The sequence below is a fragment of the Actinomadura rudentiformis genome (genome assembly GCF_008923185.1).
Lineage (GTDB): Bacteria > Actinomycetota > Actinomycetes > Streptosporangiales > Streptosporangiaceae > Spirillospora > Spirillospora rudentiformis.
This window is the reverse complement of record NZ_WBMT01000003.1, coordinates 441,026-462,490: the sequence shown is the minus strand read 5'-3', so window position 1 is coordinate 462,490 and position 21,465 is coordinate 441,026. Positions and strand designations below refer to the sequence as shown.

At 69.2% G+C, this 21,465-nt stretch carries 19 protein-coding genes; 14 read left to right on the top strand and 5 right to left on the bottom strand.

Translation table 11 applies throughout. The features are described 5' to 3' along the window. The first annotated feature begins 317 nt into the window (after positions 1-317). From F8566_RS08670 to F8566_RS08635, 8 genes are all read left to right on the top strand, one after another. On the top strand, positions 318-761 hold the full coding sequence (locus tag F8566_RS08670) for an NfeD family protein (RefSeq protein WP_151559405.1): 444 nt from the start codon (positions 318-320) through the stop codon (positions 759-761). Between the two features lie 62 nt (positions 762-823). Next, a complete protein-coding gene (locus F8566_RS08665) occupies positions 824-1,921 on the top strand; it encodes an SPFH domain-containing protein (RefSeq protein WP_151559404.1) in 1,098 nt (365 codons plus the stop codon). Positions 1,922-2,231: 310 nt separating this feature from the next. Continuing rightward, entirely contained in the window at positions 2,232-3,245 is a 1,014-nt protein-coding gene (locus tag F8566_RS08660; RefSeq protein WP_192809582.1) for an alpha/beta hydrolase, read from the top strand. A gap of 128 nt (positions 3,246-3,373) precedes the next feature. Next, entirely contained in the window at positions 3,374-4,438 is a 1,065-nt protein-coding gene (locus tag F8566_RS08655; RefSeq protein WP_151559402.1) for a CapA family protein, read from the top strand. A gap of 134 nt (positions 4,439-4,572) precedes the next feature. Next, positions 4,573-5,673 carry a CapA family protein gene (locus tag F8566_RS08650; RefSeq protein WP_225992969.1) on the top strand — a complete coding sequence of 367 codons (1,101 nt, stop codon included), beginning with the start codon at positions 4,573-4,575 and terminating at the stop codon, positions 5,671-5,673. 69 nt (positions 5,674-5,742) lie between these two features. After that, entirely contained in the window at positions 5,743-6,504 is a 762-nt protein-coding gene (locus F8566_RS08645) for a MerR family transcriptional regulator (RefSeq protein ID WP_151559401.1), read from the top strand. A 107-nt stretch (positions 6,505-6,611) separates the two neighbouring features. Continuing rightward, on the top strand, positions 6,612-8,396 hold the full coding sequence (locus F8566_RS08640) for an SDR family oxidoreductase (RefSeq protein WP_318836395.1): 1,785 nt from the start codon (positions 6,612-6,614) through the stop codon (positions 8,394-8,396). A gap of 414 nt (positions 8,397-8,810) precedes the next feature. Continuing rightward, positions 8,811-9,764 (top strand): LCP family protein, encoded by a 954-nt coding sequence (locus tag F8566_RS08635; protein ID WP_151559399.1) that lies wholly within the window; start codon positions 8,811-8,813, stop codon positions 9,762-9,764. 88 nt (positions 9,765-9,852) lie between these two features. Here F8566_RS08635 and F8566_RS08630 read toward each other — a convergent pair whose 3' ends face one another. Continuing rightward, on the bottom strand, positions 9,853-11,178 hold the full coding sequence (locus F8566_RS08630) for a GH1 family beta-glucosidase (RefSeq protein WP_225992968.1): 1,326 nt from the start codon (positions 11,176-11,178) through the stop codon (positions 9,853-9,855). A 202-nt stretch (positions 11,179-11,380) separates the two neighbouring features. Here F8566_RS08630 and F8566_RS08625 point away from each other — a divergent pair, with 202 nt between their 5' ends. Then, the gene (locus F8566_RS08625; RefSeq protein WP_151559531.1) at positions 11,381-12,004 is read left to right on the top strand and encodes a TetR/AcrR family transcriptional regulator; all 624 of its coding nucleotides are present in this window, start codon (positions 11,381-11,383) and stop codon (positions 12,002-12,004) included. 62 nt (positions 12,005-12,066) lie between these two features. Further along, the gene (locus F8566_RS08620; RefSeq protein ID WP_151559397.1) at positions 12,067-12,666 is read left to right on the top strand and encodes an LURP-one-related/scramblase family protein; all 600 of its coding nucleotides are present in this window, start codon (positions 12,067-12,069) and stop codon (positions 12,664-12,666) included. Between the two features lie 42 nt (positions 12,667-12,708). Here the strand turns inward: F8566_RS08620 and F8566_RS08615 are convergent, their stop codons facing one another. Then, the gene (locus F8566_RS08615) at positions 12,709-13,695 is read right to left on the bottom strand and encodes an alpha/beta hydrolase family esterase (RefSeq protein ID WP_151559396.1); all 987 of its coding nucleotides are present in this window, start codon (positions 13,693-13,695) and stop codon (positions 12,709-12,711) included. Positions 13,696-13,931: 236 nt separating this feature from the next. Here F8566_RS08615 and F8566_RS08610 point away from each other — a divergent pair, with 236 nt between their 5' ends. The 3 genes from F8566_RS08610 to F8566_RS49705 all read left to right on the top strand — a co-directional run bounded on the left by F8566_RS08610 (position 13,932) and on the right by F8566_RS49705 (position 17,637). After that, on the top strand, positions 13,932-15,041 hold the full coding sequence (locus F8566_RS08610) for a ferritin-like domain-containing protein (protein WP_151559395.1): 1,110 nt from the start codon (positions 13,932-13,934) through the stop codon (positions 15,039-15,041). Positions 15,042-15,395: 354 nt separating this feature from the next. Continuing rightward, positions 15,396-16,556, top strand: a complete 1,161-nt coding sequence (locus F8566_RS08605) for a hypothetical protein (protein ID WP_151559394.1) — start codon at positions 15,396-15,398, stop codon at positions 16,554-16,556. A gap of 502 nt (positions 16,557-17,058) precedes the next feature. Beyond that, the gene (locus tag F8566_RS49705) at positions 17,059-17,637 is read left to right on the top strand and encodes a septal ring lytic transglycosylase RlpA family protein (protein WP_192809580.1); all 579 of its coding nucleotides are present in this window, start codon (positions 17,059-17,061) and stop codon (positions 17,635-17,637) included. 179 nt (positions 17,638-17,816) lie between these two features. On the opposite strand, the gene F8566_RS08595 is transcribed toward F8566_RS49705, so the two are convergent. Then, entirely contained in the window at positions 17,817-18,761 is a 945-nt protein-coding gene (locus F8566_RS08595; RefSeq protein ID WP_151559393.1) for an alpha/beta hydrolase family protein, read from the bottom strand. Between the two features lie 177 nt (positions 18,762-18,938). After that, the gene (locus F8566_RS08590) at positions 18,939-19,298 is read right to left on the bottom strand and encodes a nuclear transport factor 2 family protein (RefSeq protein ID WP_151559392.1); all 360 of its coding nucleotides are present in this window, start codon (positions 19,296-19,298) and stop codon (positions 18,939-18,941) included. Positions 19,299-19,507: 209 nt separating this feature from the next. Between F8566_RS08590 and F8566_RS08585 the strand changes: the two genes are divergently transcribed. Continuing rightward, positions 19,508-19,870, top strand: a complete 363-nt coding sequence (locus tag F8566_RS08585) for a YkvA family protein (RefSeq protein ID WP_151559391.1) — start codon at positions 19,508-19,510, stop codon at positions 19,868-19,870. Positions 19,871-20,063: 193 nt separating this feature from the next. On the opposite strand, the gene F8566_RS08580 is transcribed toward F8566_RS08585, so the two are convergent. Beyond that, complete coding sequence (locus F8566_RS08580; protein WP_192809579.1) at positions 20,064-20,813, bottom strand: IclR family transcriptional regulator; 750 nt, start codon at positions 20,811-20,813, stop codon at positions 20,064-20,066. Positions 20,814-21,465: the final 652 nt, after the last annotated feature.

Genomic DNA, 21,465 nt, shown 5'->3' with positions numbered 1-21,465 from the left:
TGCCGGGAACGTACCAATCATGACGCGCGACACCTCGGCCGCGCCAATAACCTGATGGGTAAACCTGTTGGGGCATGCCTGGTCAGGACGCAGATCCCGGACCGTAACCCGGCGAGTCCCGACCAGAATCCCGCCACCGCACCGCGCACTCCCGGCTCCGCCTCGCAAGATCGCACCATGATCCTGCACGGGTTCCCTGCGGATGAACCCCGGCTCCCTGTGGATGAACCCAGGAAGGTCGGGCCGGGGCATGGTCGGGGGGACTTTCCGGAGTTAACTTGACAATAAGGACATCCGGCCGCCTCTAAGGAGTCGCCATGGAGGCGTGGGTCGCCTGGCTGATCGTGGCCGCCCTGCTCGGGATCGCCGAACTGCTGACCCTCACGCTCGCACTCGGCCTGCTCGCCGTCGCCGCGTTGCTGGCCGGGCTGGCTGGCGCTGCCGGACTGCCGGTCGGCTTGCAGATCGTGGTGTTCGCGGCGTCCTCGGTCGCCGGGCTGGCGCTCGTCCGGCCGATCGCGCAGCGGCACATCAAGCAGCCGCCGCCGTTGCGTTCGGGGACCGCCGCGCTCGTCGGCCGCGAGGCGGTCACCCTCACCGAGGTCAGCCGTGCGGGCGGGCGCGCCCGGATCGGCGGCGAGGAGTGGACCGCCCGGCCGTACGACCCGGATCTGGTCATCCCGGCGGGACGCGTCGCCGACGTGCTGGCCATCGAGGGCGCCACCGCACTGCTGTACCCGGCTGAGCCGACGCCGGACTGAGACCGGCGCCGGGCCGAGGCCCGACACCGGATGGAGGCCGCCACCGGATTGAGGAGGTCCACATGACCGAGCTCGCCCTCGCCATCCTCATCGCGCTCATCTGCGGGTTGACCGTGCTGGCCATCACGGTGATGCGGTCGGTATGGATCATCCCGCAGGCCCGTGCCCGCAACGTCGAACGGCTCGGGCGCTACAGCCGGACACTCCAGCCCGGGATCAGCTTCATCGTCCCGTTCGTGGACCGGGTCAAGCCGCTGATCGACCTCCGCGAGCAGGTGGTCGCGTTCAAGGCGCAGCCCGTCATCACCGAGGACAACGTGGTCGTCCACATCGACACCGTGCTGTTCTTCCAGGTGACCGACCCCCGGGCCGCCGACTACGAGATCGTCGACTACATCCAGGCGATCGAGCAGCTCACCGCGACGACGCTGCGGAATGTGATCGGCACCCTCGACCTGGAGGCCACGCTCACCTCGCGAGACCGCATCAACACGGCGCTGCGCGGGGTCCTGGACGACGCCTCCGGCAAGTGGGGGATCCGTGTCACCCGGGTCGAGATCAAGGCGATCGAGCCGCCGCCGTCCATCAAGGACGCCATGGAGAAGCAGATGCGCGCCGAACGGGAGAAGCGCGCGGCCATCCTCACCGCCGAGGGCGTCCGGCAGTCGAAGATCCTCACGGCGGAGGGGGAGAAGCAGTCGGCCATCCTCCAGGCGGAGGGTGCCAAACGGGCCGCGGTCCTGGAGGCAGAAGGTCAGGCCATGGCGATCGAACGGGTCTTCACGTCGATCCACGACCACGACGCCGACCCCAAGCTCCTGGCTTACCAGTACCTCCAGACTCTGCCGAAGCTCGCCCAGTCCAAGGGCAGCACGTTCTGGGTGATCCCAAGCGAGATGACCTCCGCGCTGCAGGCGGTCTCTCAGGCCTTTGGGGGCTCGGCCGAGCCGCAGGCACGTTCCGTCCAGAATGACATCCGGACCGGACCGCAGGCTAATGACATCCGGAACGGGACTCAGGCTGAACGTTCGGCTGCGGTGGAAACCGGTCAGCTCCAGTCGGCCATCGCGGCGACTCCTCCATACGAGCTGGCGCCAGGGGAAGAATGGCCGGCCGGGCATCCTGCCGCCGTCGGCCGGAATGACGACGCGTCCACCTGATTATTGGAATGGCCCCCAATAGTCACTTGTTGATATCGGCTGACAACGGCACATGGTGACTGGCCGTCCGCACCCGCTCACTTTTGTCACCAGAGGCATAATTTCCGGCTGCCATTTATGTCGCGCCGAGCACTGTCGCAGAGATGATCTTCTTCGCTAGCGTCTCGGGGGACCCGCGCGGGACAGGCGCTCGCCTGCCGGGGATTCGCGTTGCGCGCCGAACGTGGGAAGCGCGGCGATCCTCACCGCACAGTCGGGCCGGCACTGACATCGGAGAAGACCTATGGCGAGTGAACGCCGCCGTTTGCGCATGGCTGCCTTGGCGACGACCGTCACCGGAACGATTGTGGCGGGCGCACTTCTAGCACCGGCCGAAGCGGGCGCCGCAGCGCTCAGGAAGGCGGACACCGGAGCCGCCATCACGGCCCAGAAGCGGATCGACGCACGCACCTTCGACGCCACCGTGCGTTCTCCCGCACTGCGCACGTCGGTAAAGGTCCGCGTCATCACGCCTAAGGGATGGTCCCGCACGTCGAAGAAGCGCTGGCCCGTCCTCTACGCCTACCACGGCGGCAATGACAGTTACATCTCCTGGACCCGCAGCACCGACATCGAAAAGCTCGCGGCCCGCTACAACGTGATGGTCGTGATGCCAGAAGGCGGCGTGAACGGCTCGTACACGGACTGGTACAACTACGGCAAGGGCGGGACGCCCATGTGGGAGACCTTCCACACCAAGGAGGTCATCCAGCTCATGGAGCGGAATTACCGCGCGGGTACGGCGCGGGCCGCCATGGGGCTGTCGTCCGGCGGCCAAGGTGCCATCACGTACGCCGCGCGTCATCGGGGGCTGTTCAGGTACGCCGCTTCCTACAGCGGCATCGTGCACCTCACCAAGCCGGGAATCCCGGCGATCATCATGGCGGAGGGATTTGTCTTCAACCCCGGTCAGGATCCGTTCAGGATCTGGGGTAAGCCTGACAAGCACGCGCGCAATTGGCAGCAGCACGACCCTTACGTTCTGGCCAAGAACCTGCGCGGCACCGGGATCTACCTCTCCTCCGGAACGACCGGCAACCCCGGCAAGCTCGACCCGCCCTTCGTGGGCTGGGAGTTCGTCAAGGCTCGGCTGGTCGGCGGCATCAGCGAGGCGGTCGCCGGAGCGACCAACGTCTCCCTTGCCGCCCGTCTCCGGCAGCTCAAGATCCCGGTGACCACCCACATCTACAAGGACGGGTGGCACCAGTGGGGTTACTGGATCGTCGAGATGAACCGTTCCTGGCCGCTGATGATGAAGGCCATCGGGGCCAAGCGAACGTCCTGACCCCGCAGACGACCACCTCCCTTTGCATGGACTTCGCCTCCTTCGCCGACTTCGCCCGATTCCGGCCAGAACTCGGGCCCCCGCCGCGGCATCCAACAGGGGACGACGGCGCAGATGGGGAGGTCGCGATGCCGACCAGACGTGGGATTGGGCGGTTCGCCGTAGCCGGGGCGTTGCTGACGCTGGGCGCGGCGCTGAGCGGCTGCTCGCTGCTGGGCGCGTCCGCCGAGGGGAATAGAGGCGGCGACAAGCGCCCGCTGACCATCGCCTTCGGCGGGGACGTGCACTTCGAGGGGGAGCTCGCGACCAGGCTGTCCTCCTCGCCGGACACCGCGTTCGGGCCGATCGCGGCGCAGTTCCGCCAGGCCGACCTGGCCATGGTCAACCTGGAGACGGCGATCACCACCGCCGGGACGCCCGCACCCAAGGACTACACCTTCCGCGCTCCGCCGACCGTCTTCCGGGCGCTCAAGGCGGCGGGCTTGGACGTGGTGACGATGGCCAACAACCACGGCATGGACTACGGCGACACCGGGCTCCAGGACTCCCTGGCGGCGAGCGGTCAGGCCGGGTTCCCGATCATCGGCATCGGGCGGAACGCGGCCGAGGCGTACCGGCCGTACACGATTACCGTCAAGGGCACCCGGGTCGCGATCATCGGGGCCACCCAGGTGCTCGACGACCACCTGATCGAGGTCTGGACCGCCACCGACGCCAAGGCCGGGCTCGCGTCGGCCAAGAACGCGCCGCGCCTCGTCCAAGCCGTACAGCAGGCACGCAAGGACGCGGACGTCGTCATCGTCAACCTGCACTGGGGACAGGAACGTAACTCCTGCGCCACCCCGGTGCAGCGCGAGCTCGCCGCCCAGCTGGCCGACGCGGGCGCGGACGCCATCGTGGGCAGCCACGCGCACGTGCTGCAGGCCGGCGGTTACCTGAAAGGCAAGTACGTCCACTACGGACTCGGTAACTTCGTCTTCTACAACTCCAACGGACTGACGGCCCAGAGTGGCGTTCTCACCCTCACGCTCGACCCCAAGGCGAAGGCCACCCGGGTCACCAAGGCGGACTGGGCGCCCGCGGTGATCTCGGGAGGCATCCCGCAGCCGCTCACCGGAACGCTCGCCCAGCAGGCCCGGACGCGGTGGGAGGGGCTCCGCAGCTGCGCCGACGTCAAGGCCCAGCCCGCCTGATCACCCGTAAGCCGAACGTGACCGGCGATGTTTCACGTGGATCTTGTCCCTCCGCCCGGCGGCGGACTCGGGTCGTTGGGGCGGTCGGTGCCACATGGCATGCTTGGCGAGTCGATCAAGGAGACGAGGGTCCGATGCGCAGGAACGCGATGGCGATGACCGCCGTGACCGGGGTGCTGGCCCTGGCAGCGGGTGCCTGCAGCAGTGGCTCCGGGAGTTCGGAGGCCGAGGGCGGAACGGGCCCGGCGAAGTCCGGGACACCCGCCGCCACCCGTTCGCCGGCACCCAACACGGTCGCCGCGGCCAAGCAGCCGATCATCGTCGCGTTCGGCGGGGACGTGCACTTCGAGGACTACCTCCGTGCCCGGCTGGCCAAGCCCGCCACGGCCCTCGGCCCCATCGCCAAGACGCTCCGCGCCGCCGACCTCGCCATGGTCAACCTGGAGACCGCCATCACGACCGGTGGTACGCCCGCGCCCGGCAAGGAGTTCACGTTCCGCGCGCCCGCGTCGGCGTTCACGGCGCTGCGCGCGGCCGGGGTGGATGTGACCTCGATGGCCAACAACCACGGCATGGACTTCATGGACTCCGGGCTGCGCGACTCCCTCAAGGCGATCCGCAGGACCGGCTTCCCGACGGTGGGCATCGGCAAGAACGCCGCCGAGGCCTACCGGGCCCACCGAGTGACCGTCAAGGGCAACCGGCTCGCGATCGTCGGCGCGACGCAGGTGCTGGACGATCACCTGATCCCGGCCTGGACCGCAACCGACGCCAAGGGCGGCCTCGCCTCGGCCAAGGACGTCCCGCGCATGGTGAAGGCGGTACGGGAGGCGCGCCAAGGCTCCGACTACGTGATCGTTCACCTGCACTGGGGGCAGGAGCTCAAGACATGCCCGCTGCCCCGCCAGCAGGACCTCGCCAAGCAGCTCATCGCGGCCGGTGCCGACGTCGTCGTCGGCGGCCACGCGCACGTCCCGCAAGGCGGTGGTTACCTCAAGGGCAAGTACGTGCACTATGGGCTGGGCAACTTCGTGTTCTCCTCGGCCACAGGCCAGACCGCCAGCTCCGGCGTCCTGCAGCTCAAGCTCCAGGACGGCAAGGTTTCAGCTGCCAGATGGAAGCCCGCCCGCATCTCCGCCGGCCTCCCCCTACCCCTGAGCGGCGCCGCTGCGAAGGCCGAGGTCAAGCGCTGGAACGCCCTACGCTCCTGCACCGGACTAACCGCCACACCGTAGACCTCCGCGAAACGCCCTGAACGCGGCGGGGCTGGACTTTCCCATCGTGGGAGGGCCCAAGCTTGACGTGTGAGCGAAGATCTCCTTCCGATCGGGCGGTTCGCCCGCCTGTGCCGTCTGAGCGTCAAGCAGTTGCGGCACTACGACGACGTGGGCCTGCTGGCCCCTGCGTGGGTCGATCCTGCCTCTGGCTACCGCTACTACCGGCCGGACCAGGCCGGGGAGGCCTTGTCCATCGGTCTCCTGCGTTCGCTGGATGTGCCGTTGCCGGACATCGGCACCGTGCTGTCATCCGGGACCGGCGCTCTGGAGGCGGTCCGGGACCGGATGCAGGCCGACCTCGCCCGGCGCCGTCACGCGCTCAGCCTGCTTGAACGCGTACTGGCCGAAGGGCTCCCCAGGGCGGAGGTGACGGTCGTACGCGAGCCGGCTCGCACGGTCTTCGTCGAACGGGACGCGGCGACGCCCACCACCATCGGCGAGGCGACGTCGCGGTGCGTGGCCCGAGTGCTGGCCGCGGCGACGCCGCAGGGGCCGCTGATCGGGCTCTTTCCGCTGGATCTGGCGGACGAGTTCGTGGTCGGCGTGGCGTCCGAGAGTGACGACGGCCGCGCCGACGAGGTCCTGCCAGGCGGCTCGTACGCGTTGGCCACGCACGTCGGGCCGTACGACCAGATCGCCCTGACCGCGCACGGCCTGCTCGCATGGTGCGGGGATCACGGCCACCTCCCGGCCGGGCCGCTGCGGGAGGTCTATCTCACCGCCCCCACCCTCACACCCCCCGAACGCCTGGTGACCCAACTGATGATCCGCCTGGAGGACACACCATGAAACCTGGCCTCGCGTCGCGTTCATGCCCTGGACACCTCGCCTGAGGGGCGTACGTTCGCAACAAAGGGCACCCTCAGCCGCGGAGGTGCAGGATGCGGGATCACCGCGTGAGATCGGGCGAAGTCGAGCTGGCCGTACGCGAACGGGGAGCGGAGCAGGGACCCGCCGTGGTCCTGATCCACGGGTATCCCGACACCAGCGCGATGTGGGACGAGGTGGCCGAACGGCTCGCGACCCGGTTCCGGGTGATCGCCTACGACGTCCGCGGGGCCGGCGCCTCCACCACTCCCGAGAATCCGCTCCACTACGAGCTGGACATGCTCATGGAGGATCTCGCGGCGGTGCTCGACGGGGTCGGCGTCGAAGGGCCGGTGCATCTGGTCGGCCATGACTGGGGCTCGATCCAGGGCTGGGAGGCGGTGACCGGTGATCGCCTCGCCGGCCGGATCGCCTCGTTCACCTCGATCTCGGGCCCGGCGCGGCAGCACGTCGCGCGATGGGCACAGGACACGGCACGGACCGGGCCGCGCGGCGTCCTGGAGGTGTTGGGACAGGTACGGCGCAGCGCGTACATGCCGCTGCTGATCGCCCCGCGTACGGGTGAACTGCTCGCGCGGACCATCCCGCTCGTGTTCGAACGCGGGATGCGGGCGATGGAGGGCGCCGAACCACGACCCGGCCACCCGGCGCCGACGCTGCACCGCGACGCTCTCAACGGGCTGGGGCTCTACCGGGCCAACATGGGACGGCAGAACCCACCCGAAGGCGAGGCGCGCACGGACGTGCCGGTCCAGCTGATCGTGCCGACGAAGGACCGGTACGCCGTGCAGAGCCTGCTGCTGTCGGCGCGCGGCAGGGCAAGCCGGCTGTACGTGCGGCGCGTGCCGGCCGGGCACTGGGTGGCCCGCAGCCATCCGGACACGGTGGCCCGGTGGATCACCGAGTTCGTCGACCACGTCGAGGGCGGGGCGGAGACCCAAGATCTACTGCGCGCCCGGGCGGCGGGCGAGCCGGGCAAGGACTTCGGCGGCCAGCTCGTGGTGGTCACCGGCGCGGGCAGCGGCATCGGTCGTGCCACAGCGGTGGCCTTCGCGGGCGCCGGGGCCAGGGTCGTGGCGGCTGACATCGACGAGGGCGCGGCCAAGCACACGGCGGACGAGATCGCCGCGAAGGGCGGCGAGGCCCACGTCTACCGGGTGGACGTGGCCGACGCCGACGGGATGGAGCGGTTCGCCGACTACGTGCGCGCCACGTTCGGCGTGCCGGACGTGGTCGTCAACAACGCGGGCATCTGGATCAGCGGAGCGCTGCTGGACACCGACGAGGAGGCATGGAACCGCATCCGCTCGGTCAACCTCGACGGTGTGTACCGGGGCTGCCGGCTGTTCGGGCGGCAGATGGCCGAGCGCGGCGAAGGCGGTCACCTGGTCAACGTGGCGTCGATGGCGGCGTTCGCGCCCAGCGCCCGCCTGCCCGCCTACGCGACCACCAAGGCGGCTGTGCTCCAGTTGAGCGAGTGCCTGCGGGTGGAACTGGAGCCGGACGGGATCGGCGTGACCGCGGTCTGTCCCGGCCTCGTCAACACCCCGATCAAACGCCACGTGCAGTTCGTCGGCATTGACCCCGCGGTCGCCGAGCAGCTGCGCGAGCAGGCGATACGGGTGTTCGAACGCCGCGGCTATCCGGCGGAACGGGTCGCCGAGGCCATCATGCGGGCCGTTCAGCACAACCGTGCCGTGGTCCCTGTGACTGCCGAGGCCCAGGCAGGCCGGGTGCTCTCCCGCCTCTCGCCAGGCGCCAGACGCGCGGTGGCGCGCTTCGGGCGCCGCGTGGGCGAACGGACCCAGCAGCGTCTCGAACGGCAGCGACCGGACGACGGGACCGGCCAATAGATCAAAGGTGTGTGACGAAGCCCCCGCCGGGTCCGTGATCCCGACCGCCGGGCCCAGCGGGGCCGTCCCCTTGGAACTGATCGTGGAGTACGGCCGTTGAACGGCTTGAAGGCACGCAAGGTGCTCGTCACCGGCGCCGAGGTTTCATCGGGAGCATCCTCGTCGACCGGCTGGCGGAGCCGGCGCGGGCATCCAGGCCCGCGTCCATGACGGTGTCCACGGCCGCGAGGTGTTCCCTCGCGGCCTTGATCCGAGTCCCTTGAGCCATGACGCGCCGTCTGCGTGCAGACCGGCTGACCAATGCCCAGCACGTGGCGGACGCCTGCCCACGGGCCCGGGTGAGCCTCTACGGGGGTCTGGCGCGTACCTCGGAGTGGGACAACCTGGACCAATTGGTTTCCGGAGGTAGGAGAAATGAGCAGGCACAGGGCCCCGCGAGGGCCGTCCAACCGTGTGCGCTGGTCGATGGGCATCGCGGTCGCCCTTCTGGGCCTGATGACGGCCGGCGCGTACGTCGTGTACAGCGGGCTGGACGGCAACATCCGGCATGTGAGCGCCGACGATCTGGGCGACCGGCCGCCCAAGCGCACCAAGGCCGAGAACTTCCTCGTCGTGGGCTCCGACAGCCGCGCGGGGGCCAACTCGCAGTACGGGAGGGAGGACGGCGCCCGCACCGACACCATGATCCTTTTCCATGTGCCGGCGAGCGGTCAGAACGTACGGGCGATCAGCCTGCCGCGGGACTCGGTGGTGCGGATCCCGTCCTGCCAGAACGCGAACGGCACGACCCTCCCGGCGCAGACCGGGATGATCAACTCGGCGTTCAACAACGCCGGGCTGACCTGTGCGTGGAAGACCGTCGAGGCCACCACGGGGGTACGGGTCGATCACGTCATGGAGATCGACTTCAGCGGGTTCACGAACATGGTCGACGCTCTCGGCGGGGTAGAACTCACCGTGCCGAAGGCCATCAACGACCCCAAGGCCAAGCTCCGGCTGGCCGCAGGCAGGCAGCACCTGGACGGCGAGCAGGCCCTTGCCTACGCCCGCGCCCGCTACACCGTCGGCGACGGCTCCGACCTCTCCCGGATCAAGCGCCAGCAGCAGCTCATGAGCGCCATGGCCACGAAGGCGAAGGCGGAGCTGGCCAACCCGGCCCGGCTCTACTCGTTCCTGCGGGCCGCGACCAAGTCGATCACCACCGACCCGGGGCTGGGCCTGCGCTCGATGTACGACCTGGCACGCAGCACCGGCGATCCGTCCACGATGAAGTTCGTCACCGTGCCGGTCGAGCCGTACCCCGGCGACCCGAACCGCGTCCAGTGGTCTCAGCCCGCCGCGCAGCGGCTCTTCGCGAGCCTGCAGTGATCAGAGAGTTGAGCCTGCAGTGATCAGAGAGTTGAGCCAAGGCGAACCGGGCCACCGGCCCCCGCCCGATGGCCCGGCACGTCCTGTCTCAACTCCGGAGTGAGCGGATCCGATCCCGGTACCAGGCGTACGAACGCTTCGGTGTGCGCCTGAGGGTCTCGTAGTCGACATGGACGAGGCCGAACCGCGGGCCGTAGCCCTCGGCCCACTCGAAGTTGTCCATGAGCGACCAGGTGTAGTAGCCGCGAACGTCGACGCCGTCGTCGATGGCGTCGCCCACGGCCGTGATGTGGGCGTCCAGGAACTCGATCCGGGCGGTGTCGTCCACGGTGCCGCCGGGCGCGATCTCATCGGGGAACGAGCAGCCGTTCTCGGTGATGTAGATCGGCGGCAGCACGTCCCCGTACCGCTCCCGGAGACCGCGGAGCAGGTCGCCGAACGCGGCGGGCACGATCGGCCAGCCCATGCCGGTGACCGGGTGGCCCTCGATCTCGGTGATCTCGAACGGCAGCGGGCCGTCCTGCGGCGGGGCGGCCAGGCGGGTCGGCTGGTAGTAGTTCACTCCGAGGAAGTCGATCGGCGCCGAGATGACCGCCAGGTCCTCGTCCTTGACGACGCCCGCCAGGTCAGGGGCTACGAGGTCGGGATAGGTCCCGCGCAGGACGGGATCGGTGAAGAGCGCGTTCATGAGGGCGTCGAACGCCCCGGCGGCGGCCTGGTCGGCGGCGTTCGCCGGGTCGGCGGGCCAGGCGGGTGAATAGTGGTTGGTGATCCCGACCGTGCGTGCGCCGCGGCCGCGCAGCGCGTTGACGGCGAGCCCGTGGCCCAGCAACTGGTGGTGCGCGGTGGGGAGCGCGTCGAGCATGAGCGCCCGGCCCGGGGCGTACACGCCGAAGGCATACCCGTAGGCCATGACCACGACCGGCTCGTTCAGCGTGATCCACTTGTCGACGCGGTCGCCGAGCCGTTCGGCCACGATGGAGGCGTACTCGGCGAACCGGTAGGCCGTGTCGCGGCTCATCCAGCCGCCGGCGTCCTCCAGCGGCTGCGGCAGGTCCCAGTGGTAGAGCGTGGCGGCGGGGGAGATGCCCCGTTCGAGCAGGCCGTCGACCAGGCGCTCGTAGAAGTCCAGGCCCTTGGCGTTCACGGCTCCGCTGCCAGCCGGCTGGACCCGCGGCCAGGCGACGGAGAAGCGGTAGGAGTCGATGCCGAGACCGGCCATCAGTTCCAGGTCCTCGGGCCAGCGGTGGTAGTGGTCGCAGGCGACGTCGCCGTTGTGGCCGTCCTTCACCCAGCCGGGGGTGTGCGCGAAGGTGTCCCATGTCGAGGGTCCGCGGCCGTCCTCGTCGACGGCGCCCTCGATCTGGTACGCGGCGGTCGCGACGCCCCACTGGAAGCCCGCTGGAAAGCCCACGTGATCCCCTCTGCCCACCCGAATCTCCCGCACGAACACGAATAACTCTCGCATTTTAGGCCCTGTTCAGGGCAGTCAGGTAGGCGGCAGGCGCAGCTTGTCTGGTGGAAAGGTGGCTGTGGCGTGGCTGTGGGGTGGCACGGTCGTGCACCTACGCAAGGTGCCGGTCCCGTAGCCCGCCGCCACGCGCGACAATGGGATGGTGACGGATATCCGGACCCCACTGCGCCGCCGCCCCGCCCAGCGTCGCAGCGCCGAACGAGTCCAGCGCATGCTCGACGCCTGCGCGGAGATCCTCGACGAGGACGGCTACGACGGGCTCACCACGACGCGGATCGCGCAGCGCGCGGAGGTCGCGATCGGCTCGGTCTACCAGTTCTTCCCGGACAAGCGGGCGGTCGCCCAGGCGCTGGCGCTGCGCAACCTGGAGCTCTTCGGGCAGCGCGTCTCCAGGCAACTGGCGGAGGGGGCCTTCTCCAACTGGTCCGACACGGTGGGCGTGATCATCGACATCTACGTGGACATGCATCGCAAGGTGCCCGGATTCCGGGTGCTGCGCTTCGGTGACGTGGCCGACATCAACCTGCTCGACTCCGCCGCCGACAACAACGCCGTGGTGGCCGACCGGCTCCGCAAGATGATCGTGGACAACTTCGCGGTCAACGACACCCCCCAGCTGGCGCTCGCCCTGGCCATCTCCGTCGAGACCGCCGACGCCGTCTTCAAGATGGCCTTCCGCCGCAACCCCGACGGCGACCCCGAGATCCTCGCCGAGGCCGAGCGCCTGATCCACGGCTATCTGGCGGGTTACATAGAGCAGACCTGATCGGATAGATGTGGCACACTCGCCACACTCCTCCCGATGCGCAACAGAACAGGACGCCTCCCGTGGATCTCGAGAAGCTCCAGACGCAGAGCCGCTTCCTGGTGCGCCAGCGTGTGCGGATGATGGTCAACCAGTACGAGGTCCGCGCCGAGGCGCCGGACGGCTCCGAGGGCGAGATGGTCGCGTTCGCCCAGCAGAAGCGGCTGGCCTTCAAGGAACAGGTCACCCTCTACACCGACGACTCCAAGTCCCAGCCGATCCTCGGCTTCAAGGCCCGCAGCGTCATCGACGTGGGCGCGACGTACGACGTCACCGACGCCGGCGGCCAGTCGATCGGCAACTTCCGCAAGGACTTCGCGAAGTCGCTCCTGAAGTCGACCTGGCACCTTGAGCAGCCTGGCCTGGGCGTGGCCACGGGCAGCGAGCGCAACAAGAACGTCGCGATCCTCCGGCGGGTCTGGGAATTCATCCCGTTCGCGAACAACATCCCCTTCGCCTGGCCGTACCACTTCGACTTCTACGCGGGTGAGCAGCTGGTCTTCTCCGTGGAGAAGAAGTTCGGCCTGCGCGACCGCTATGTGGTCGACATCAAGGACCCGAACCTCGACCGCCGCCTGATCCTGGCCCAGGCCGTGGCCCTGGACGCCCTCCAATCCCGCTGAGCCCGATCCGCGACCCGCGCTCGGGGGCGGCCGGTCGTTGACCTAGAGGGCCGAGAAGGTGTCGAGGATCACTTTCGTGGCGTCGATCTGGTCCGTGGTCCTCCCGATCCCGATCGGGAGGGCGCCGGGCCAGGTGTGACCGCCGCCGGTGATCGTGTAGAGGTCCACGCGGACGCCGTTCTGGCAGCCGGTGTGGCTCACCCGCTTGATCTCGTTCGCCGGGGCGTCGCGGGCGGTGCCGGTGCAGCCGAACGTCCGGGCCCATTGGTCGGTGAGAGCCGTCACGGGCGGCAGGGCGAAGACGCCGTCGACGGGGTCCATCCAGGCGGGGATCCGCGTGCGGTCACCGCCGAACGGGCTGCCGCCCCGGTACGGGATGATCTGGTCGGCGGTCCCGTGGAACGCCACGATCGTGGTGGGGCGGGCGCGCGGGCAAGGGCGGGCGAGGTTGAGCCCCGCCACGGGGGCCACGCCCGCAAGCCTTCCGTTCAGGCCGCAGACCAGCGCGGCCGAGAGCCCGGCGCCGTTGGAGAAGCCGGTCGCGAACACGCGCCGCTTGTCGACGCACAACGTCCGTTCGAGGTGGTCGAGCAGCGATCCGATGTAGGCGATGTCCGCCGAGCCTTCCGCCATCCCGGGCAGTTTCCAGCCCGTCCTGCCGCCGCCCCCCTCCGGCTCGACGACCGTGAAACCGCGTGCCGATCCTGTCGTCGCCATCCGGCTGTAGACGGCCTGCTCGAAGCCCGTCGACCTCAGCCCATGGAGATCGACGACCACCGGCATCGGTGTCCGCCCGTCGGACTTGGGCAGCGTCAGCAGGTAGGACCGTCCGCCGTACGTGTGCCGTCCCGTGGTGGCCTGGCGCCCGCATCCCGCGCTCGGCACGGCATTCGAACGCGCCGCCGGGACATGGGTGCGCGGCTGGCCGGACGAGGAGGGCCGGCCGGATGACGGGGGCTCGGCGGGATCCGAGCACCCGGTCAGGAGAGCGCCCACGAGCGCGAGCAGGGCGAGGAACGGCCGTCGCATCGCTTGATGCTATGCGGCCGGGCAAAGTCGGCCTCGGGGCGTGCGGGGGTGGATGCCCTTGATGTGGTTGCGATGGGGCTGTTGGGCGCGCTTGACGGCTGCCATGAGGCGGCGACGGATGCCTGATGCCGGACTTTTCGGGTCTGGTGGGTCATCGCTTTACATGTTACGAAGGTATGTAAAGCGGTGGGTTGATCAGAGACGAGGCCCACGGCGCGCCCGCAGGAGGTTCACACGTGAGTTCCTACGACCGCTACGTCACCCCGGTGCCGCAGGAGACCTGGAATGTGCCGATGGCGGGGGACGCCCGCTTCACCTGGGAGTACGACGACGGCCGCGACCGGCTGCTGAACCTGTACCAGAAGGGCAAGGACAAGCAGTGGGACGCGCAGAAGCGCATCGACTGGGACATCGAGGTGGACCCCGACAACGTCGCCGGGCTGCCCGAGCACTTCAACCCGCTCTTCGGGTCGGAGATCTGGGACCGGATGACGCAGAAGGAACGCGACGAGTTCGGCCGTCATCAGGGCGCGTGGCTGTTCAGCCAGTTCCTGCACGGTGAGCAGGGTGCCCTGAACGTCTCCGCGCGGATCGTCCAGTCGGTGCCGGACCTGGACTCCAAGTTCTACGCCGCCACCCAGACCATGGACGAGGCGCGGCATGTGGAGCTGTACTCGAAGTTCGTGCACGAGAAGATCGGCATGTACTACCCGATCAACCAGGACCTCGCGAAGCTCCTCGCGGAGTCGCTTGAGGACTCCCGCTGGGATCTGCCCTATCTCGGCATGCAGGTCCTCATCGAGGGACTGGCGCTCGCGGCGTTCGGGCTCTACCGGGATCTGTCGACCAACCCGCTGGTCAAGCAACTGCTCGCGTACGTCATGCAGGACGAGGCGCGGCACGTCGCGTTCGGCCGGCTGGCGCTCAAGGACTACTACGCCGAGCTCACCGAGAAGGAACGCGCGGAGCGCGAGGAGTTCGTCGTCGAGGGCTGCTATCTGATGCGTGACCGCTTCAAGGGCCGGGAGATCTTCGAGCAGCTCGACATGCCCGTCGACAAGTGCATGGAATACGTCGACAACTCCGAAATGCAGACGCTCTACCAGTCTCTGCTCTTCAGCCGGATCGTTCCATGCGTGAAGGATGTCGGGCTCTGGGGTGACAAGGTGCAGGCGGCCTACGCGGACATGGGCGTCCTCGACAACGCCAAGGCCGACCTGGAGGCGCTGATGCGCCAGGACGAGGAGATAGCCGAGCAGGTCGACGAGGAGCGGCACGCGCAGGAGCTCGCCGCCCGCAAGCAGGAGGTCGACGAGGCGATCGCCATGGGCGGCACTCAGGCATAGCCGCGTCAGGTAAAAAGCGAGGGCGTCCCGGACCCGTTCTGGGCACCCTCGCTTTGTCGTTTACGCAATTGCGGTGCCAGTGGCGATCAAAGTGGTCGTCATGGATGGGGGTGGATGTCGGAATATGTCTGCCCATTTGAATGGCGTCGATCCATTGTCGTAGATCTTTTAATGGGTCCTTCAATTCATCCGGGAATTCGCTGTGCGGCCACTGCGCGTGTACTAACGTCCCCGCTCGACGGTGCGGCGGAATGCCGGGACCGAAAAGGACCACCGGGTTCCGTCGCGCACGCACGTGCAGGGTCAATCGTCGAACCCCCGGGGGGGAAAATGAATCGAACTACCAGGAGTCTGGTGAGGGCCTCCGTCCTCGCTCCGGTGGCCGTGGTGGTGGGTGTCGGGTCCGTTCCGGCACACGCGAACGAGGGCCCGGTCGCCGGTCTGCTCAAGGGCGCCGTCATGAAGGTGGCGCCGCCGCAGGCGGCACCCATCCTCGACCCGGTGACCGGACTCGGCTCCGTCCGCCTGGACAGCGCGCTCTCGACCAACAAGGCAGAGAACCAGAGCATCGTGAACGGCCGGCGCGCCAAGGGCGGCTCGCAGAGCGCGGTCGCCGGGCTCGGCAAGAAGGCGCTCAAGGCCGCCAGCGGCGACATGGCCCTGGGAGGCCGCGCCGCCGAGTGCGCCCAGGTCGCCAATGGCCAGGTCAATGGCCCCGTCCGCGGCGCCACCGGCGTCGTGCAGCAGGGCACTGCGGGTTCCCTGTTGTCCAAGGTCCCCGCCGCGCCGCCGGCCGCCTTCCGTGTCGCGCCCACCGGCACGGTTGACCCGCTGGGCAGTGTGGCGAGCCTGGACGGCGGCCCTGGGGCCGATGGTGTCAGCCCTGACGCTCGCCCCGCCGACTGCCTGCAGGTGAAGGAGATCGTCGCCCAGGCCTCCGAGCTCACCAAGGACGTCCACGTCGCCGGGGTCGCCCGCGGCCTGCCGATCGGTGGCATCACCAGCGGCGTGCCGCTCAACACGGTCACCGACACCCTGCCGCTTGGCAGCATCACCAATGGCCTGCCTCTCGGAAGCCTGCCGGGCGACCTTCCGATCGCCGAACGCAAGCGAGCTCACGATGGGAAGACCGACACGGTCAAGAACCTGCTCGGCGCCGTGACCAACACCACGACCGCACTGCCGCAGGCCCCGGCTCTCGCGGGTCTCAGCAACGCGCTGCGCCTGCCGGCCGAGACGGCCCAGACCGGTGGCTCGCTGAGCAGCGCGCCCGGCCTGGCGACCGGTCACGTGACCGATGGCACGGGCAAGGCTCCCGGTGGCGCGGCCCGGTTGGCCGACGGAGAGCCGCCCGCGCCTGCACCCGCTCCCGCGTCTGACCAGGGTGGCCTGTTCGGGGGCTTGCCGGGCCTGGACCGCATCCTGCCGGCCAACGGGCTGTCGGACCTTCCCGCGCAGCTGGCGAAGTTCTCCAAGGGGCCGCAGGGCCCAGTCGATCCAGAAGAGAACGACTGACCGCTCATCCGGCGCGCGAACGGGGCGTCCGAGGTGCTCTGAGCACTCTCGGAACGCCCCGTTCGCGTTGGCGGGAATTGCCGTTATCGCTCCGAGATCGGCGTTCCACGTCCCGGTAAAGGTGATCTTCGTTGTGCTCAACACAGAGTGTTTGATCCACTCCATGGCGCCATAAAAGGGGTGATAAACCCCACAAAAGGGCCAAGATTTGTCAAAGGATCGAGATCCGCGACATACGGTCTGGGACTTGTGTGCGGACCCTGACATGAGAGCGATGAGAACCGGCGGGGACCGCACCAGCCGGACGCCAATACCGCGATGACGCGGAGCGCCTCTAGAGCGCACAGCGGCGGGAGCCCACGGGGTCGTTTCCCCTGGAGGGCCGTCCCGCGGGCGGCGATGGATTCGGGTCGACCTCAGGGCGCCTGAACGGCCGCAAGGAACGGCGGTGAGTCGACACGCCGGGCGTCCGGGGTTCTGTCCCCGACCAAAGGACTCCTCTGTGGGTAGGCCTGGAAAACATCGCCCCAAGACCCGTATCCGCACCATCCTGATCGCCACCGGCGTCGCCGTGGCGGTCATCGCAGCAGGAGGCTGGGCCGCCCTCGCCAGTGAGGGAACACCGAGATCCACCCAAGCCGCCCCGGCCCCCTCGTTCACCCCGCAGGCAGACCCGCCGCGGGAGACCCCCGGCCGCGCCAGCCGAGGCGGCGCCCGGGAGGCGGCCCCCACCCCGAAGCCCAAGGCCGTCAAGCCGTCCACGAAGCCCAAGAGGTCGCCGTTCAAGGTGATCGAGTCGGGCTCCTGTGAGGCCTCGTACTACTGGGAGAGCCAGCCGACGGCCAGCGGTGAGCAGTTCGACCCCAGCGAGCTCACCGCCGCGCACAAGACCCTGCCGATGGGTTCGAAGGTCCGCGTGACCAACAAGAACAACGGCAAGGACGTGGTGGTCCGCATCAACGACCGCGGCCCGTACGTGGGCGGCCGCTGCCTCGACCTCTCCAAGGCCGCAATGGCCGAGGTCGGCGGCACCGGATCAGGCGTCATCCCGGTCCGCTACCAAATCCTCGCCCGCCGCTGAGGACCTCGCACGCTAAGCGCGTCGCGCAAACCGAGGCCAACCGCAAGCCGAGCCCCCCGCACGACGAGCATCACCACGCAGTGAGGTCTGCCACGGTGGTGTCCGCCCCGCGCCCAGGTCTGCCACGTGGTGGTGCCTGCGGTGCGGTGGGGCTGGCGTGGGTGGATTTGGTTGCCTTGTCAGGTGCGGTGGCCGGCGCCGCTGGCGGGCTCCAGTTTGGAGCCTTCGAGGTGGAGGGGTACCGGTGCCTGTGCGGGCCGGTGTCCGGGTGGGCGCGCGGCCGTCCGGGCGAGCCGTTCGCGGAACCAGTCGGAGAGCGCGCCGTCCACCCGTACCGCCTCGGTGGTGGGCGGCAGCGGATCGGTGCCGGGCTCGGCCGTCAGGTGATGGCCCATCCGGAACGTCGCCGACTCGGCCGTCTCGGTGCCGTGCCGTCGCAGCGAGTCGCGCAGTGCGGTGATCTCGCTGGGCGGCACCAGGCGGTCCTTGGCGCCGCCGATGAGGAGCAGGGTGGCGCCGTGGCCGGCGATGTCCCCGGCGAGGGTTCCGAGGTCGAGCCGGTCGGCGAGGTCGCGGGCGCGGTCGGACCAGGCTCGCTCGCGGCCGGCCCGCTTTTCGAGGAACCGTACGGTGCGGGCCGGGGCGATCACAGGCGCGATGACCGCCGCGGTGCTGACCGGCACCAGACCCCGAGCCAGCGTCAGCAGTGCCGCGGCGCCGCCGACTGAGAATCCCGCCAGTGCGATGGGGCCATCGGTGATCCCGAGGTCGCGGCGGAGGCCCGCCAGCACGGCCGGGAGCCGCGTGGCCGCCTGTTCGACGATCGCTGCGTACCGTTCGATGCCCGCGTCCTCCAGCAGGTCACCCGAGGTGAGCGCGTTGGGCGGATCGCCGTTCACGGTCGGCAGGTCCAGGTGGACGCGCCATGTCGGCACGCCGGTCAGCGGCACCGCCGCTGCGAACGCCGCGCCGGTCCGGGGCGGATCGAAGCCGGGCCAGGCGATGACGAGCCGGGTGGGGCCCGCCGGCCGGGCGTCGACAGCGGTCGGAGGAAGTGCGAGATACGGTGTGCCGGCCGTGGTGCCGGAGATGATTCGGCTGGTGTTCGGACGCTCGCCGGTCATGCCTGAGTCAGCTCCCCGTGCTCGACGCTGGGGAGACCACGCCAGGCAGGAGCGGCGCTCTCCTGCACGTTCTCGGGTCTCGAAAGCCATGTTTCCAGCAGGCCCCGGGAAACGCGCCCAAATCACCGCCTTTGGTATGGGTACGTGATGGAACCCTTACCTTCGGTGACCGGATTCCTAGACCGTGCGACCGGGGAAGAGCGTCTCGCGGCGGATGATCTTGCCGTCCTGGAAGTGGTGCCAGTCGGTGAAGCGCAGCCGTACGTCCTGCCCGTCACGGAGACGGCCCTGGAACCTGCCGCGCACCGCCACCCAGGCGTCGCCGGGCAGCACCTGGTCGAGCTGGTGGACGCCGGTCTCGATGACGCGGCTGGACTCGTAGAACGTCCGCAGGGCGGGCAGGCCGACGATGGTGGGGGTGCCCTGCCGCTCGTACTCGATATCGTCGTGAAAGAGCGCGAGCAGCGCCTCCAACTGCCCGCGGTCCACATGGTCGTAGTAGCTCCGGACGATGGCCTCAAGGCTGCGTGGCCGCATCTCAGCTCCAAGGGAATTACCCGGGCAAAAGGGATGTGCACGCTACTCGCGATCATCGCCGTACTGCCGCCGCCTGACCGCCTCCGGTCAGGGGGGAGGGTGATCCGGATCATGCTCGATCAATGGAACAACTCGGGCATATCGCGCGTCGTAGATAGTCGTGGGCGCCGCGGGGGCGCGCCCTTGTTCGTGTGATGTAGGAGTGCCCGGTGAACAAGAAGCGCAGTGCTGCAGCGGCCGGCCAGGCCTGGCAGATCTACAGCGAGACACTCCAGCCCGACGCCCCGGGCCTGTTCGAGCGCGTCCGCGCGGTGCCGCGCATGATCAAGTCGGTGCTGTGCGGCAACTACAAGGGCATGTCGTACGGGACGCTCGGCCTGCTGGCACTGGGCCTCATCTACATCATCTCGCCGATCGACGCGATTCCCGAGGTCCTGCCGGTCGTCGGGATCGCTGACGACACCGGCGTGGCCCTGTGGCTGGCCGCCCTTCTGATCAGGTCGGCGGGGGACTTCGTCACCTGGGAACGCGGCGGCCGCCCGAACGTCGTGGTGGGCGAGGTCATCGACTGAGCGCAGGCCACAGAAAGCGATCGCCTATGCGGGGTGGTGCCGGAACACCGGTGCCACCCCGTTCACGTGCGGGACACGCCTTGGACCGATGCCTGCGTCAGAACTGCGAGCGGGACATGTCGGTTTCACCGGCGATCTTGGGCGCGCCGGGTCAAGCGGCTGGGACTTCCGGCGTGGCGCTGGGCGGCTGTCGTCAGGAGGTGGCGGGTTTCAGGTCGGCGGTGAAGCGGGCGGCGGCCTCCTGGACGACGGGGACGATCTCGGTGACGGTGTCGGCGGTCATGCGGGCGGACGGGCCGGAGACCGAGATGGCGGTCAGGGTCGGGGCGCCGGGCAAGGCGACGGCGACGCAGCGGACGCCGATCTCCTGCTCCTCGTCGTCGAGCGCGTAGCCCTGGGCGCGGATGCGGGCCAGCTCGTCGACCAGGGCGTCCGGGTCGGTGAAGGTATGGGAGGTCTGCGCGGCCATGCCCGTACGGGCGAGGATGTCGCGGACCTTGGGCTCGGGGAGCTGCGCCAGGAGGGCCTTGCCGACGCCGGTGCAGTGTGGCTGGACCCGCCGGCCCACTTCGGTGAACATCCGCATGGAGTGCCGGGACGGCACCTGTGCGACGTACACCGCCTCGTCGCCTTCCAGGACGGCCATGTTGGCGGTCTCACCGATGGCGTCCACGAGCTGGGCCAACGTTGGGCGGGCCCACGTGCCCAGGAGGCGGCTCGCCCCCTCGCCGAGGTGGATCAGGCGCGGCCCGAGGGCGTAGCGCTTGGACGGCTCCTGCCGTACGTAGCCGTGGTTCACCAGCGTGCGCATCAGGCGGTAGATCGTCGGCATCGGGAGCCCCGACGCCTCCGTCAATTCGGAAAGGGCCATCTCGCCTCCGGCGTCCGCCAGGTGCTCCAGCAGCTCGAAGGCGCGCTCCAGCGACCGTACGGCCTCCGCCACCGGGGGTCTCCTCTCTCCGCGAGTCTCGATTGTACGGAGAAATGATTTCGCTTAGCGAAAGCGGGTGGTCCCAAAGTCTGGATGATTGACGTTAACGCTGGTGCTGACGTGGCAATACTGACTAAGTCCGGTGTCGAACGGCGTCGTCCCCCCGACGAAGAGTGTGACAAGGGGGGACGGGTGCCTACGAGGGACCGAGCCGCATGGAGGCTCCGGCGATGGGGCGCGGTCGCCTTCTGCGGTGTGCTCGCCGTGCCGCCGGTGATCCTTTTTTCGTCGTCCTCCCGGGCGTCGGACGTACGGCTGACGACCGTGATGGCGCCCGCCGGCCCGGCGACCGGCACCGACCCGGTCCGCACGTACGACGTGGAGGTGCGGACCACCGGAGGAGTCGCCCGCGAGGCCACGTTGAGGCTCATCGCGCAGCGACCGCTGGTCTGGGGGGCCTACCCGGCGGAATGCGTGGTCGGCGGCGCGGGGCACCGGCTGCGGTGCTCGCTGGGTGATGTCGCGGGATCCCGGAATTTCCAGGTCGGCGTGCGGACGTCCGCGGCGATGCGTACCACGAGGGCGCCTCGCATCGTGGCGATCGCGTCCGCTGCCAATGTCAGGCGAGAGTCGACGCTCGCCGTCCAGTTGCCGACCGCACCAG